We start from the raw sequence: 14,596 nt of genomic DNA on the forward strand, positions 1-14,596 counted from the left end.
TGCACGTTAGGCACGAGTGCTTAAATTTGCCTTAGGGGATGAGATTCCCGCCGGGGAGCACTATCCGGTGCTCTCGACGTCCGGGCTCTGCTCCATTTCCCGCGGCCGGATGCAGACCACCAGGATGCGGGCGTCTTGCGGTCCCGCCGAGGCGTAGAGGTGGCCACGGCTGGAGTCGAAATAGAGGCTTTCGCCCTTTCCGAGGGTAACCGGAGAGCGGTCTTCCAGATGTACCGTGACGCGCCCCTCCAGCACGATCAGGAATTCCTCGCCGGCGTGGCTGACGAAGCGGTCGAAGCGCATGCGCTCGAAGGGCTGCAGCGTGCCCAGCATCGGCGTCATCGCCTTGCCTCTCAACTCCGGAAACAGCATTTCGTAGGAGTAGTTCTCCGTCACGTGGAGCCGGTATTCGTCCTCGCGCGCGATTGCGACCGCGCCCGGGCGGAACCGGGATCCGTGTTCGGAAAAGAGCTCCATCAGGTCGATACCGAGCCCGTCGGCCAGCTCGCTGAACCGGTCGTAGGTCAGGGCCATCAGCCCGCGCTCGACCTTGGATACGGTCGAGACCGCGAGCCCCGAAAGCCGCGCGACGTCGCTCAGCGTCAGGCCGCGGCTGCGCCGAAGCTGCCGCAACCTTTCACCCATGCGCACGCGCCGGTCCGCAGCATCCGTGCGTCGTGAAACCTGCTGATCCATCCGCTCAAGGTACGGAGGGCGGTATCGTTCGTCCACCTCATTTTCCGATCGGAAAATCTCTGCTAGTGCTCAGTTCTCAACCGGGGAGTTCGGCCATTGGCGGCGGCATCTGTCGAAACATGCGACATTCTCGTCATCGGAGCTGGGATGGCCGGGGCTTCGGTGGCTTCCGAACTGGCCGGGACGTATCGCGTGCTGCTCGCCGAGCGCGAGGGCCAGCCCGGATATCACACGACCGGACGCTCCGCCGCGCTGTTTTCGGAGACCTACGGTCCGCCGCAGATCAGGGCTCTGTCGCGAGCTTCCAGGGCGTTCTTCGACGGTCCGCCGACCGGTTTCGCGGCCGCCCCGATCCTGTCGCCGCGCGGCGTGCTGACGGTCGCTCGCCCCGATCAGATCGAGGCACTGGAACGGGAACTCGCCACCTTTCCGGTCGGCGAAAAGATCCGCCGCGTTTCTCCCGCCGAGGCATCAGCGCTGATGCCCTTGATGCGCGACGGCTACGTCGCCGGGGCGATCCACGACACCAGCGCGCGTGACATCGACGTCCATGCGCTGCACCAGGGTTATCTTCGCCAGTTCCGCGCGGCGGGCGGACGGCTGGAGACCGGCGCGGAAATCCTCGGCATCGAACGGGACGGGGCGACCTGGCGCATCCGGACGTCGAACCTCGAGATACGCGCCGCTATCGTCGTGAACGCCGCGGGCGCCTGGGCCGACGAGATCGGCGTGATGGCAGGCGCCAACAGGATCGGGCTCGTTCCGAAGCGCCGCACCGCCCTCATCATCGCCGCGCCGGATGGCGTCCAGATCGGCCCTTGGCCGATGGTCGTGGATGTGGACGAGGAATTCTATCTCAAGCCGGACGCGGGACGCTTCCTGATATCGCCGGCCGACGAGACGCCGTCTGCGCCATGCGATGCCCAGCCGGAGGAGCTGGACGTGGCGATCTGCATCGACAGGATCGAGAAGGCGTTCGATTTCCCGGTTCAGCGCGTGGAGAACAAGTGGGCGGGCCTACGCAGCTTCGTGGCGGACAAAACGCCGGTGGCGGGATTCGAACCCGGCCTCCCGGGGTTCTTCTGGCTGGCCGGGCAGGGCGGCTACGGGATCCAGACCGCACCGGCCCTGTCGCGATTCGCCGCCGCGCTCGTCGCGGGGAAGAACCCGCCAGCCGACATCATCGACGAGGGGGTAATCCCCACCGCTCTTTCGCCGGCGAGATTCCGGGCCTGAAAACGGCGTTCTGGGCAGTGTGCAATGCAACCAGGGTCGATCAGCCGCGCTTTGCCTTTGAAGCGAAACCGATTATGACATCGCTGACTTGCCTGGCCGGTTCGCGCCAGGCGACAACGGCCGAATTTTTGACGGGGATTTTCCGATGGCGCTGATCGCATCCACGCCGAAGATGGTGACGGTTTTAGGAGGCTCCGGCTTCCTCGGCCGTCACGTGGTGCGGGCGCTGGCCAGGCGAGGATATCTCGTCCGCGTGGCCTGCCGCCGGCCGGATCTCGCGGGACATCTCCAGCCGCTTGGCAATGTCGGCCAGATCCAGCCCATCCAGGCCAATTTGCGCTATCGCTGGTCCATCGAACGCGCGCTCGCCGAATCCGACTACGCCGTCAACTGCGTCGGCATCCTCGCCGAAAGCGGTCGCCAGACCTTCTCCGCGGTCCAGGATTTCGGCGCGCGGGCGATCGCCGAGGTCGCGCGTGCTAACGGGATCGGCATGACACAGGTATCGGCGATCGGGTCGGACCCTGTGTCCGAATCGGGCTACGCGAGGACCAAGGCTGCCGGGGTGGCGGCGGTCATGGAAACGGTGCCGGATGCGGTCGTGCTGAGGCCGTCGATCATGTTCGGGCCGGAGGACAGCTTCTTCAACCGCTTCGCGGACATGGCGCGCTTCTCGCCCGCGCTTCCAATGATCGGCGGCGGACACACCAAATTCCAGCCGGTCTATGTCGGCGACGTGGCCGAGGCCGTGGCGCGCGCGGTGGACGGCAAGATCGCGGGTGGCAAGATATACGACCTCGGCGGGCCGGAGGTGCTCACCTTCCGCGAATGCATGGAACTGATGCTGGAGGTGATCGAGCGCAAGCGCTACCTCCTCACCGTTCCCTGGTGGCTGGCGGACCTGCAGGCGAGCGTGCTCGAGGTGCTGCCCGGCGCGCTGCTGACCAGGGACCAGGTGAAGCAGCTGAAGGTCGACAATGTCGTATCGGAGGAGGCGATCCGGGATGGCCGGACGCTCGAGGGCATCGGCATCAGGCCGCAGTCGCTGGAGGCGATCCTGCCGACCTATCTGTGGCGCTATCGCCGCACCGGCCAGTACGTCACGGGCAGCGTGCAGAACTGACGGGCCGGCCAGTGGGCCGTGATCATCCCCAGATGAGCAGCGCGGCCATCCCGACCAGTCCGACCACGATGCGCCACCAGCCGAAGAGGCCGTAGCCGCGCCGCGAGACGAAGTCGAGCAGCGAGCGAACGACGAAGACGGCGACCACGAAGGACGCGATGAAGCCCACTGCGATGAGCATAGCGTCGTCCGGCGACAGGATGTTGCGGTTCTTGTAGAGGTCGTAGGCGAAGGCGCCCGCCATGGTCGGCATCGCCAAGAAGAAAGAAAACTCGGCCGCCGAGCGCTTGTCGGTTCCCATCAGCAGGGCGCCGACGATCGTCGCGCCGGAGCGCGACGTTCCGGGGATCATCGCGAGGCACTGGAACAGGCCAATTTTCAGGCAGAGCCCGAGCGGATAGTCCATGACGTCGCGATAGACCGGCTCCCGCTGCCAGCTGTCGACCCAAAGGAGCACAACCCCGCCGAGGATCAGCATCACGCAGATCAGCATCGGCGTCTCGAACAATACGGTCTTGATGAAGTCGTGCGCTATGACGCCGATGACGACGGCGGGAAAAAAGGCGACGAGAATCCCGAAAACGAAACGGCGCGTTCGCGGGTCGCGCGGGAAATCCATCAGCAATTTCCACAGGCGCGTGAAGTAGACCGACAGGATCGCCAGGATCGCGCCGAGCTGGATCAGCACCTCGAATGCCTTGCCCGTCGATTCGAAACCGAGGAAGTGCCCGGCAAGCAGGATATGGCCGGTCGAGGACACCGGAATGAATTCGGTGAGACCCTCCAGAAGCCCGAGCAGGAGAGCTTCCACGATGCTTTGCTGTTCCATCCGGGTTTCCCGTTCGCGCCGCCGGCCAGGGGCGCATTGCTTGTCATGATGGCCAAGTGCCCCTATAGGTCTGCACCGCCTTCGTGCCGGGACGACCAGGGTGGCTTCGAGCGCCGCCGCGCTCATAGCGCCGCCGCCGCGAAAAGGCCACAGGGATGACCATTGTCCGGGACCATGCTGACCCTTTTCCACCATCCGCTCCTCGCCTCCTGCCGCTTCGTGCGGCTGTCGTTCGGCGAATTCGGCGAGGAACTGGCGCTGATCGAGGAAAAGCCCTGGATGCGGCGGAAGGAGTTCCTGGCGCTCAATCCGGCCGGAAGCCTGCCGGTTCTGCTGGCCGAAGGGGATACGCCGATCGTCGGAGCGAGCGTCATCGCCGAATACATCGACGAGACGCGGGGGGCGCTGAAACGAGACAAGCGCCTGTTCGCCGAAGACCCGTTCCTGCGCGCAGAGGTGCGCCGGCTGGTCGAGTGGTATCTTGGCAAGACCGATTCGGAGGTGACTCGGCATCTCGTGCGGGAGCGCGCGTTCAAGCCGATGATGTCGTCGATGCAGGGCGGCGGCTCGCCGGATTCGGCTGCAATCCGGGTGGCGCGCGGAAACCTGAAACCGCACCTCAAATACACCAACTGGCTTGCCGGAACCCGCCACTGGCTTGCGGGTTCGAAGTTGAGCTACGCCGATCTCGCGGCCGCGGCGGCCCTGTCTGTCCTCGACTATCTCGGCGAGATCGAGTGGCGCGACTATCCGGAGGCACGCGAATGGTACGTTCGCATCAAGTCTCGTCCGTCGTTCCGCCCGCTTCTGTCGGACCGGACGGCGGGGCTCTCTCCGGTATCGCATTACGCGGACCTGGATTTCTGATGTCTCCCACCGCCGCGCAGGCCGATACCGGCCGGCTGCGGGCCTTCATCGAGGGCGAGGCGGTGAAGGCGGGCTTCGACGTCGTTCGCATCACCCATCCCGCCGCCACGCCGCAAGCGGCCGGGCGCCTGTCGGAGTTCTTGGCGGAAGGCCGGCACGGATCGATGGACTGGCTGGCAGAGACGGCCGAACGGCGGGGCGCACCCGCACGGCTGTGGCCGGACGCCAGGAGCGTCATCATGCTGGGGATGAACTACGGTCCCTCCCACGATCCGCTTTCGGTGCTGTCTGAGCGTTCCGCCGGGGCGGTATCGGTCTATGCGCAGAACCGGGACTATCACGACGTGATGAAGGGCCGACTGAAGCTCGTCGCCTCGAAGCTCGCCGCTCGCACGGGAGCGGACGTGAAGGTTTTCGTCGATACCGCGCCCGTCATGGAAAAGCCGCTGGCGGAAGCGGCGGGTCTCGGCTGGCAGGGCAAGCACACCAACCTCGTGAGCCGCGACCTCGGATCCTGGCTGTTCCTCGGGTCGATCTTCACGACGGCGCAATTGCCGCCGGACGAGCCGGAGAAAGATCACTGCGGATCGTGCCGGGCTTGCCTGGACGTGTGTCCGACGGACGCATTTCCCGCGCCCTACCAGCTCGACGCGCGCCGCTGCATCTCCTACCTGACGATCGAGAACAAGGGACCGATCCCGCACGAGTTTCGCGAGGCGATCGGCAACCGCATCTATGGCTGCGACGACTGCCTTGCCGTCTGCCCCTGGAACAAGTTCGCGCGGACCGCATCGGAGGCGAAGCTGGCGGGAAGGGACGATCGCAGGGCGCCGGCACTTGCCGATCTGCTCGAACTGGACGACGCGGCGTTCCGGCAGACGTTTTCCGGCTCACCCATCAAGCGGATCGGCCGCGACCGGTTCCTGCGCAACGTGCTGATTGCGGCCGGGAATTCCGGCGATGCGAGGCTGGCGGAAAGATGCGCAGAGTTGATGCGCGATGCGTCGGCGCTGGTGCGGGGCGCTGCGATATGGGCCTGCGGACGGCTGCTGGCGCCGGAGGAATTCGAACGACGTCATGTGGATCGCGTGACCGACCCGGAGGATGAGCGGGAATGGGAATGGGCAAGGCGGATGCGGGCGACCCGTCGGAGCGAGAGAGTGGACGCATGAGGGTCTTCATTTTCGGTGCCGGCTACTCCGGAAAGGCCTTCGCTCGCCGGATAAGGCACGAGGCCGAGTGGATCGCGGGAACCACACGGTCGGAGGAGAAGTTCGGCGAACTCTCGGATGCCGGCTTGAAGCCGCTGATCTTCGACGGCGAGAGCCTTTCCGGCGAGGCCGCAGACACGCTCGCCCGCACGACGCATCTGGTCGCATCGGCCGCGCCTGGCCGGCAGGGCGATCCGGTGCTGGCTGCCGCCGGCAGGAAGATCCGCCACGGCATGCCGGAATTGCGCTGGATCGGATACCTTTCGACGGTCGGGGTCTACGGCAATCATGACGGGGCAGTCGTTGGCGAGGAGGCGGAGTGCCGGCCGGGCTCCCAGCGGTCCGAAGCGCGTGTGGCGGCCGAGGCGGACTGGCTGACGCTGGGCGAGGAAACGGGCATTCCCGTCGCCGTGCTGCGCCTTTCCGGCATCTACGGTCCGGGCCGCAACGGGCTGGTGAACCTCTCGAAGGGCACGGCCAGGCGCGTCGTTCGCGAAGGCCAGGTTTTCAACCGCATCCACGTCGAGGACATTGCCGGTGCGCTCGAGCATCTGGCTAAGAAGCGGTCGGGGGGCGTCTTCAACGTGACCGACGACGAGCCCTCGCCGCCCCAGGACGTGGTGACCTTCGCCGCCTCGCTGATGGGCGTGGAACCGCCGCCGGAAGTCACCTTCGAGGAAGCCGAGATGACGCCGATGGCGCGCAGCTTCTGGGGCGACAACAAACGGGTTTCGAACGCGAAGATCAGACGCAGCGGTTTCGATTTCGCCTTTCCCGACTATCGCGTGGCGCTGTCGCGCATGTGGGCGGACGGAAGCTGGAAGGGAACGGACTGAGCGGCGGACATTTCCCCGGCGCGGCTGGCGGGCACCGGCCTTCGCCGATAGTCTCGGCGATCGATTCGATCGCGGTTAACGTTCCGGTAACCAACGGGGACCGATCGTGGAGGTTCTGACCGGAGACAACGAGAAGGACCAGTCATGCGGTCTCTGAGATTTCTTGCAGCGCTGGGCGGGCTGTTGCTGCCGCTGGTCGCCGGCCAGGCCGCGGCGGCGGAGCCGCTCGCAAAGACGCTGTTCGGGTCCAAGACACTGCCCAGCGCGACGGCGCCGCAGTCTTTCGGCTTCTACAGCAAGGGGTGCCTTGCAGGCGGCGTCGCGATCGCGGTCGACGGGCCACATTGGCAGGCCATGCGGGTCTCGCGCAACCGCCGCTGGGGCCATCCGGCGATGATCACGCTCCTGGAAAAGCTTTCGCGCGACGCGGTACAGGACGGCTGGTCCGGCCTGCTGCTCGGCGACATCTCGCAGCCGCGCGGCGGCCCGATGCTGACCGGCCATGCCTCGCACCAGATCGGACTGGACGCGGACATCTGGTTCACGCCCATGCCGAACCGCCGCCTCTCCATGAGCGAGCGGGAAAAAATCGGCGCGCGTTCCCTGATCAAGGACGGGAGCCTCACTGTCGACGATCGCCTGTGGACACCCGCCCATGCCGCTCTCCTGAAGCGGGCAGCTGGCTACAGGGAGGTCGAGCGCATCCTCGTCCATCCCGGCATCAAGAAGAAGCTCTGCGATACGATCAGCGGCGACCGGGCATGGCTGGAAAAGATCAGGCCGTTCTGGGGGCATGATTCCCATTTCCACATCCGCATCGGATGCCAGGCCGGCTCGCCGGGATGCAAGCCGCAGCGCGACACCACGCCCGGCGATGGCTGCGACAAGTCCCTCGCCTGGTGGTTCACGGAAGAGCCTTGGCGCCCGAACAAGAACCCCGATGCGCCCAAGGCGCGTGACATCATGACCTTGGCGAACCTGCCCGCGGCGTGCCGGCAGGTGCTGCAGGCGCCGGCGCCGGTCTCGGAAGCCGCCGTCACGATCGGCGGTCCCGGCGCGACCGCGGCCATGCCGGCGACGGCCAACGCCTTCCTGCCCACTCCTGGCAGCGACATCCCCGTTCCCTGGCCACGCCCCGACAGGTGAGCCGGGGTCGGCCGGCGCTTTCGGACGCGGCGGCGTTGCGGCGCCCGGAGAACCGTCCTAGGAAGACGCAGCGACAGCCTGATCTCCGCCGGGACCGAAGTGTGCCGAACAAATTATGCCTAGCCCTGATTGCGCACGACCAGAAGAAGGACGACATCGTCTCCTTCGTCCGGTCGCATGCGGACTTTCTGGAGGGCTGCACCATCTATGCCACCGGCACCACCGGCGGCCGCATCCAGGAGGCCTGTCCGGCGCTCGACGTGACGCGCATGAAGAGCGGTCCTCTCGGCGGCGACCAGCAGATCGGCGCCCTGATCGCCGAAGGACGTATCGATGCGCTCATCTTCTTCGTCGACCCGCTGACCCCCATGCCGCACGACGTTGACGTGAAGGCACTCATGCGGCTTGCGATCGTTCATGACATTCCCATGGCGCTCAACAGCGCGACGGCGGAGATCGTCGTGGACCGGATGGGCGTTGTTGCGGGGCATGAACGGTATCTGTCGGCGGCGCGGGGCTGAACCGGATGGCACAGACGAGCGACGAGACGATCCTGAAATTCCCGATCCTCATCGGCGACATCGGCGGTACGAACGCGCGCTTCGCGCTGCTGGTCGATTCCTATGCCGAACCGCGCGAGTTTCCGATCGTTCAGACGGCCGACTATCCCAACATCGACGAGGCGATCCAGGCGGCTATCCTCGACCGCACGTCGATCATGCCCAAGTCGGCGGTCCTTGCCGTGGCGGGTCCGATCGACGGCGACGAAATCGACCTGACCAATTGCGACTGGGTCGTTCGCCCGCTCGAGATGGCCAGATCGCTCGGGCTCGAGGACATCGTGCTCCTCAACGATTTCGAGGCACAGGCGCTCGCCGTCGTCGCGCTCGGCGAGGAACACATGGTCAAGATCGGCGAAGGCGAGGCGGAATCCGCCGCGAGCCGGGTCGTGCTCGGCCCCGGTACCGGTCTCGGCGTTGCCGGCCTGATCCATGCCCGCCGCTCGTGGATCCCCGTTCCCGGCGAGGGCGGACACATGGACATGGGGCCGCGCTCGGACCGCGACTTCGAGGTGTTCCCGCATCTGGAACGCATCGAAGGGCGCATATCCGGCGAACAGCTCCTGTGCGGTCGCGGCCTGGTCAACATCTACCGCGCCATCGCCACCACCGACTCCAAACCGGCCCATTTCACCACGCCGGCCGAAATCACAACCGCGGCGCTGGCGAGGTCGGACGATGTTGCGGAGGAGGCGCTGGCGATGTTCGTCACCTGCCTCGGCCGGCTGGCCGGCGACCTGGCCCTCGTTTTCATGAGCCGCGGCGGCGTGTATCTGACTGGCGGCATCGCGCAGAAGATCGTAACCGCCCTGCAGCATCCCCGCTTCCGTAAGGCCTTCGAGGACAAGGCGCCCCACAGCGCGCTGCTGCGCGCCATGCCGGTCTACGTCATCACCCATCCGCTGGCCGCGCTTGCCGGGCTTGCCGCGTACGCCCGCACGCCCATGCGCTTCGGGGTCGAGACGGAAGGCCGTCGCTGGCGCTCGCGCCGAAGCACGGCAACCTGAAACCGCGCAACGAGCGGTACTGTTGCGCTCAGGCCATAGGCATTGCATGCGCGCGGCGCTAAGACACCGCGTGCCTTCGGGCGAAACCGCACTGGAACCGCGCTGCGATCGGACCGGGAATTGAACCCCAGGAATACAGCCAGCCCGACCACCCGACCCGATGAGGTGATCGCACTCATTCGTCGGATGCTGCGCGAGAACGGCCGCGAGTATGTCTGGCACTATGTGTTCGCGATCGTGTGTCTCGTCATGGTCGCCGGGACGACGGCCTTCACGGCCTGGATCATGAACGATGTCATCAACAGTATCTTCTACGAGCAACGCTACGATCTCGTCGCGGTGATCTCCGGAAGCATCGCGGCGGCCTTCGTCATCCGGGGGCTGGCGAGCTACGGGCAGGCGGTGCTTCTGGCCAAGGTCGGCAACAATCTCGTCGCCCGCTACCAGCAGCGCGTGTTCGACCACCTGATGAGGCTCGGCGTCGACTATTTCGCGGACCTGCGCTCGGGCCAACTGGCGGCGCGCATCAACGAGAACATCGCCGGGGTCCGCGATCTCCTCAACATCACGATCACCTCGATCGCTCGCGACGCCATCTCGCTGGTGGCGCTGATCGGCGTCATGGTGTTCCAGGATCCGATGCTGTCCCTGATCGCCTTCGTCATCGGGCCGCCGCTGATCTATACCGTCAACCGTCTCATGCGCAGGCTCAGGCGCGTCACCCGCGAGTCGGTCGAATTCAATTCCCGACTGATCGGCGCTATGCAGGAAGCCACCCAGGGCGTCGCGATCGTCAAGGCGTTCACGATGGAGAGCCAGCTTTCGGCCAAGCTGTCGACGCTGATCGCCAACGCCGAGGTGCGCGCCAACAAGATCGCCCGGGTCTCGGAGCGCACCACGCCGATCGCGGAAATCCTTGCGGGGTTCGCGATCGCCGGCGTCATCGCCTATGCCGGCTATCGCTCAGCCGTTGCGGGCGAGCCTCCGGGAGCTGTCTTCTCCTTCATCGCTGCGATGCTTCTCGCCTACGACCCCGCCCGGCGCCTCGCCAGGGTGCAGGTCGGGCTGGAACGGTCGCTGGTCAACGCCCGTATGATCTACGAGATACTCGACATCGTCCCGGCGCAGCGCGATCCGTCCGATGCGGTGGAACTTTCCGTGCGGGATGGGGAGATACGGTTCGCCGACGTGCGGTTCGGCTACGTGAAGGATCATCCGGTGCTCAACGGCGTCAGCTTCACGGCCGCCGCGGGCAAGACGACAGCGATCGTGGGGACGTCCGGCGCCGGCAAATCGACGATCATCTCCCTCATGCAGCGGTTCTACGACGTCTGGGACGGATCGATCGAGATCGATGGACAGAACATCGCCCGCGTGACGAAGAATTCGCTGCGGCGCTCGATCGCCTACGTTTCGCAGCAGCCCTATCTTTTCGAGGGAACGATCCGCGACAACATCCGCTACGGACGTCCCGATGCGACGGACGCGGAGATCGAGGCGGCGGCGGTGAAGGCGCAGGCTGACGACTTCATTCGTGCACAGCCGATGGGATACGATACACCTGTCGGCGAGAACGGCATGTCGTTCTCCGGCGGGCAGCGGCAGCGACTTTCGATCGCCCGCGCGATCGTGCGGAATGCGCCGATCCTGCTGCTCGATGAAGCCACTTCCGCCCTCGACAACGAGTCCGAGGCGCGCGTTCAGGCCGCGCTCGAAACGGTGATGCAGGGCCGCACAACCATCGTCATCGCACATCGCCTGTCGACGGTCGTCAACGCGGACCACATCATCGTGCTGGAGTCGGGACATCTGATCGAGCAGGGCAGCCACGCGACACTTCTGGCTAACAGGAACGGCATCTATCATCGGTTCTACCAGATGCAGAGCGGGCGAAATCTCGATCTGGTGCACGATGCGGAGCAGGGGCCGGCCAAGCCCGCTCCCGGCAAGGCGCGGAGGAAGGCATGAGCGACATGAACCTCGTCGTGGTGGGCGCCGCCGGGCGGATGGGACTGGCGCTGGTGCGCGCGATCCATCAGACCGAGGGCGCGCGGGTCGCTGCCGCGATCGAGCGCGCCGGCTCGGATGCCATCGGCCGCGACGTCGGGGAACTCGCCGGCATCGGCGAGATCGGCGTTGCGATCGGCGACGATCCGCTGCCGGCCTTCGCCAAGGCCGATGGCGTGCTGGACTTCACCGTGCCGAAGGCGTCGGTGGAGTTCGCGGGCTACGCGGCGCAGGCCCGCATCGCCCATGTCATCGGGACAACGGGCTGCTCGCCCGAGGACGACGCGGCGATCGAGGCCGCGGCGCGCCATGCGGCCATCGTTAAGTCGGGCAACATGAGCCTCGGCGTCAATCTCCTGAGCGCGCTCGTCGCGCAGGCCGCCAAGGCGTTGGATGCCGGCTTCGACATCGAGGTCCTGGAGATGCATCACCGGCACAAGGTGGATGCCCCCTCGGGAACAGCCCTGATGCTGGGCGAGGCGGCGGCACGCGGCCGCGCGATCGATTTGCGCGACAACGCCGTGCGTTCGCGCGACGGCCACACCGGGCCGCGCCCCGAAGGGTCGATCGGGTTCGCCACCTTGCGCGGCGGATCGGTGGTGGGGGAACACCAGGTCATCTTCGCCGGCGAGGGCGAACGGATCGTGCTCGGCCACCTCGCAGAGGACCGGACGATCTTCGCTCGGGGCGCCGTGAAGGCGGCGTTGTGGGCCCATGGACGCAAGCCGGGCCTCTATTCGATGTTCGACGTCCTCGGGATTTCGGCCGCATAGGCCGCGTGTCATCCGGCATTGACGCCCGCGCTCCCCTGTGGTGAACGCTACCCCATGGGGGATACGCGGCTCGACGGGCGACCGCGGCAAGGCTTTTGACCGGGAGAACGCTACAATGACCGACCGCATCGAGATCGACGGCCTTCGGATCGCGCAAGAACTGCACGACTTCGTGGCCGGCGAGGCGCTTCCGGGCACCGGCATCGATGCCGGGGAGTTCTGGTCCGGCTTCTCGGCCATCGTTCATGAGCTTGCGCCGAAGAACCGTGCGCTGCTCGCGAAGCGCGACGACATGCAGGCCAGGATCGACGCATGGCACCGCGATAACGGCGCGCCTTCCGATCTCGGTTCCTACAAGGGCTTCCTTTCCGAGATCGGCTATCTGCTGCCCGAGGGCGAGCCCTTCGCTGTTTCGACCGGCAATGTCGATCCCGAGATCGCGGTCGTGGCCGGCCCGCAGCTCGTGGTGCCGGTGATGAACGCCCGCTATGCGCTGAACGCCGCCAATGCGCGCTGGGGGTCGCTGTACGACGCGCTCTACGGCACCGATGCCATCTCCGAGGAGGAGGGGGCGGAGCGCGCGGGCGGCTACAATCCCCGCCGCGGCGACAAGGTGATCGCCTGGGCACGCACCTTCCTGGACGAAAGCGCGCCGCTGGAAAAGGACAGCTGGGTCGATGCGACCGCGCTCAGGGTGATCGACGGCGAACTCGTCGTCCACACCGAAGGGAGCCGCATCCGGCTGCGGGACCCGCAACAGTTCGCCGGCTATCGCGGAGCCGCCGCCGCGCCGGAGGCGATCCTGCTCGTCCGCAACGGCTTGCATGTCGAGATCGTGGTCGATTCCGACAGCCCGATCGGCAAGACCGATCGCGCGGGCATCGCCGACGTCGTTCTGGAATCGGCGATGACGACGATCATGGACTGCGAGGATTCCGTCGCCGCGGTCGATGCCGAGGACAAGGTGGTGGTCTACCGCAACTGGCTCGGCCTCATGAAGGGCGACCTCACCGAAGAGGTGAAGAAAGGCGGCAAGACCTTCACCCGCAGCCTCAATCCCGACCGGGAGTATACCGCTCCTGACGGCGGCAAGCTGGTGCTGCCCGGCCGCTCGCTGATGCTGGTGCGCAACGTTGGGCATCTGATGACCAACCCCGCGATCCTCGACTGCGACGGCAACGAAGTGCCGGAAGGCATCATGGACGCCATGATGACGGCGGCGATCGCGGTACACGACGTCGGCCGCCCCGGCGGGCCGGAAGGCCGCCGCATGAACAGCCGCGCCGGTTCCATGTACGTCGTGAAGCCGAAGATGCACGGACCCGAGGAGGTCGCCTTCGCCGTCGAGCTGTTCACTCGCGTCGAGGCAGCGCTCGGCATGGCGCCGAACACGATGAAGATGGGCATCATGGACGAGGAGCGCCGCACGACAGTGAACCTCAAGGAGGCGATCCGCGCGGCCAAGGATCGCGTCGTCTTCATCAACACCGGCTTCCTCGACCGTACCGGCGACGAGATCCATACCTCGATGGAAGCAGGCCCGATGATCCGCAAGGGCGACATGAAGCAGGCTGCCTGGATCCAGGCCTACGAGAACTGGAACGTCGACATCGGCCTCGAATGCGGCCTCGCTGGCCACGCGCAGATCGGCAAGGGCATGTGGGCCATGCCCGACCTGATGGCGGCGATGCTGGAACAGAAGATCGGGCATCCGAAAGCCGGCGCCAATACGGCCTGGGTGCCTTCGCCGACGGCCGCGACGCTGCATGCCACGCACTATCACAAGGTCGACGTGGCCGAGGTGCAGTCGGGACTGAAGAAGCGGGGCCGAGCGAAGCTTGACGATATCCTGTCGGTGCCGGTCGCCGTGCGGCCCAACTGGACGCCGGACGAGGTCCAGAAGGAACTCGACAACAACGCCCAGGGCATTCTGGGCTACGTGGTGCGCTGGATCGACCAGGGCGTCGGTTGCTCGAAGGTGCCCGACATCAACGATGTCGGCCTTATGGAGGACCGCGCGACGCTGCGCATCTCCTCGCAGCACATGGCGAACTGGCTCCACCACGGCGTGTGCACGAAGGAACAGGTCACAGAGACGCTGAAGCGCATGGCGGCGGTAGTCGATCGCCAGAACGCCGGCGATCCGCTCTACCGCCCGATGGCGCCGGACTTTGAAAACTCGATCGCCTTCCAGGCCGCCTGCGACCTCGTTTTCAAGGGACGCGAGCAGCCCAACGGCTACACCGAACCGGTTCTGCACGCCCGCAGGCTGGAACTGAAGGCGCGCGACCGGGCAGGCTGACGG

At 66.2% G+C, this 14,596-nt stretch carries 13 protein-coding genes; 11 read left to right on the forward strand and 2 right to left on the reverse strand.

All coding sequences use genetic code 11. The annotated features are described in order from the left end of the window. Positions 1-60 precede the first annotated feature (60 nt). The gene (locus BSQ44_RS03485) at positions 61-645 is read right to left on the reverse strand and encodes a helix-turn-helix domain-containing protein (RefSeq protein WP_235633333.1); all 585 of its coding nucleotides are present in this window, start codon (positions 643-645) and stop codon (positions 61-63) included. A gap of 198 nt (positions 646-843) precedes the next feature. Here BSQ44_RS03485 and BSQ44_RS03490 point away from each other — a divergent pair, with 198 nt between their 5' ends. Next, the gene (locus BSQ44_RS03490; RefSeq protein ID WP_072601963.1) at positions 844-1,932 is read left to right on the forward strand and encodes an NAD(P)/FAD-dependent oxidoreductase; all 1,089 of its coding nucleotides are present in this window, start codon (positions 844-846) and stop codon (positions 1,930-1,932) included. Positions 1,933-2,077: 145 nt separating this feature from the next. Next, a complete protein-coding gene (locus BSQ44_RS03495; RefSeq protein WP_072601964.1) occupies positions 2,078-3,055 on the forward strand; it encodes a complex I NDUFA9 subunit family protein in 978 nt (325 codons plus the stop codon). A 22-nt stretch (positions 3,056-3,077) separates the two neighbouring features. On the opposite strand, the gene BSQ44_RS03500 is transcribed toward BSQ44_RS03495, so the two are convergent. After that, positions 3,078-3,884 (reverse strand): undecaprenyl-diphosphate phosphatase, encoded by an 807-nt coding sequence (locus tag BSQ44_RS03500; RefSeq protein WP_072601965.1) that lies wholly within the window; start codon positions 3,882-3,884, stop codon positions 3,078-3,080. Positions 3,885-4,058: 174 nt separating this feature from the next. Between BSQ44_RS03500 and BSQ44_RS03505 the strand changes: the two genes are divergently transcribed. From BSQ44_RS03505 to BSQ44_RS03545, 9 genes are all read left to right on the forward strand, one after another. Next, positions 4,059-4,751: a glutathione S-transferase family protein gene (locus BSQ44_RS03505; protein WP_072601966.1), complete on the forward strand. Its 693-nt coding sequence runs from the start codon at positions 4,059-4,061 to the stop codon at positions 4,749-4,751. Beyond that, positions 4,751-5,923 (forward strand): tRNA epoxyqueuosine(34) reductase QueG, encoded by a 1,173-nt coding sequence (queG, locus tag BSQ44_RS03510; RefSeq protein WP_072601967.1) that lies wholly within the window; start codon positions 4,751-4,753, stop codon positions 5,921-5,923. Before BSQ44_RS03505 ends, queG begins: the two co-directional genes overlap by 1 nt. Continuing rightward, positions 5,920-6,798: an SDR family oxidoreductase gene (locus tag BSQ44_RS03515; RefSeq protein ID WP_072601968.1), complete on the forward strand. Its 879-nt coding sequence runs from the start codon at positions 5,920-5,922 to the stop codon at positions 6,796-6,798. The genes queG and BSQ44_RS03515 overlap by 4 nt, the downstream gene beginning before the upstream one ends. A 144-nt stretch (positions 6,799-6,942) precedes the next feature. After that, complete coding sequence (gene mepA, locus BSQ44_RS03520; protein ID WP_072601969.1) at positions 6,943-7,944, forward strand: penicillin-insensitive murein endopeptidase; 1,002 nt, start codon at positions 6,943-6,945, stop codon at positions 7,942-7,944. Between the two features lie 101 nt (positions 7,945-8,045). Further along, positions 8,046-8,465: a methylglyoxal synthase gene (locus BSQ44_RS03525; RefSeq protein ID WP_072601970.1), complete on the forward strand. Its 420-nt coding sequence runs from the start codon at positions 8,046-8,048 to the stop codon at positions 8,463-8,465. A 5-nt stretch (positions 8,466-8,470) separates the two neighbouring features. Further along, complete coding sequence (locus BSQ44_RS03530) at positions 8,471-9,511, forward strand: glucokinase (protein ID WP_072601971.1); 1,041 nt, start codon at positions 8,471-8,473, stop codon at positions 9,509-9,511. Between the two features lie 186 nt (positions 9,512-9,697). After that, positions 9,698-11,479: an ABC transporter ATP-binding protein gene (locus BSQ44_RS03535; protein WP_083534424.1), complete on the forward strand. Its 1,782-nt coding sequence runs from the start codon at positions 9,698-9,700 to the stop codon at positions 11,477-11,479. Next, positions 11,476-12,291, forward strand: coding sequence for a 4-hydroxy-tetrahydrodipicolinate reductase (gene dapB / locus BSQ44_RS03540; protein ID WP_072601972.1), 816 nt, complete (start codon positions 11,476-11,478; stop codon positions 12,289-12,291). Before BSQ44_RS03535 ends, dapB begins: the two co-directional genes overlap by 4 nt. 115 nt (positions 12,292-12,406) lie before the next feature. Next, on the forward strand, positions 12,407-14,593 hold the full coding sequence (locus BSQ44_RS03545) for a malate synthase G (protein WP_072601973.1): 2,187 nt from the start codon (positions 12,407-12,409) through the stop codon (positions 14,591-14,593). Positions 14,594-14,596: the final 3 nt, after the last annotated feature.

It is taken from the genome of Aquibium oceanicum, from assembly GCF_001889605.1.
In the GTDB taxonomy this organism is placed as follows: Bacteria; Pseudomonadota; Alphaproteobacteria; order Rhizobiales; family Rhizobiaceae; genus Aquibium; species Aquibium oceanicum.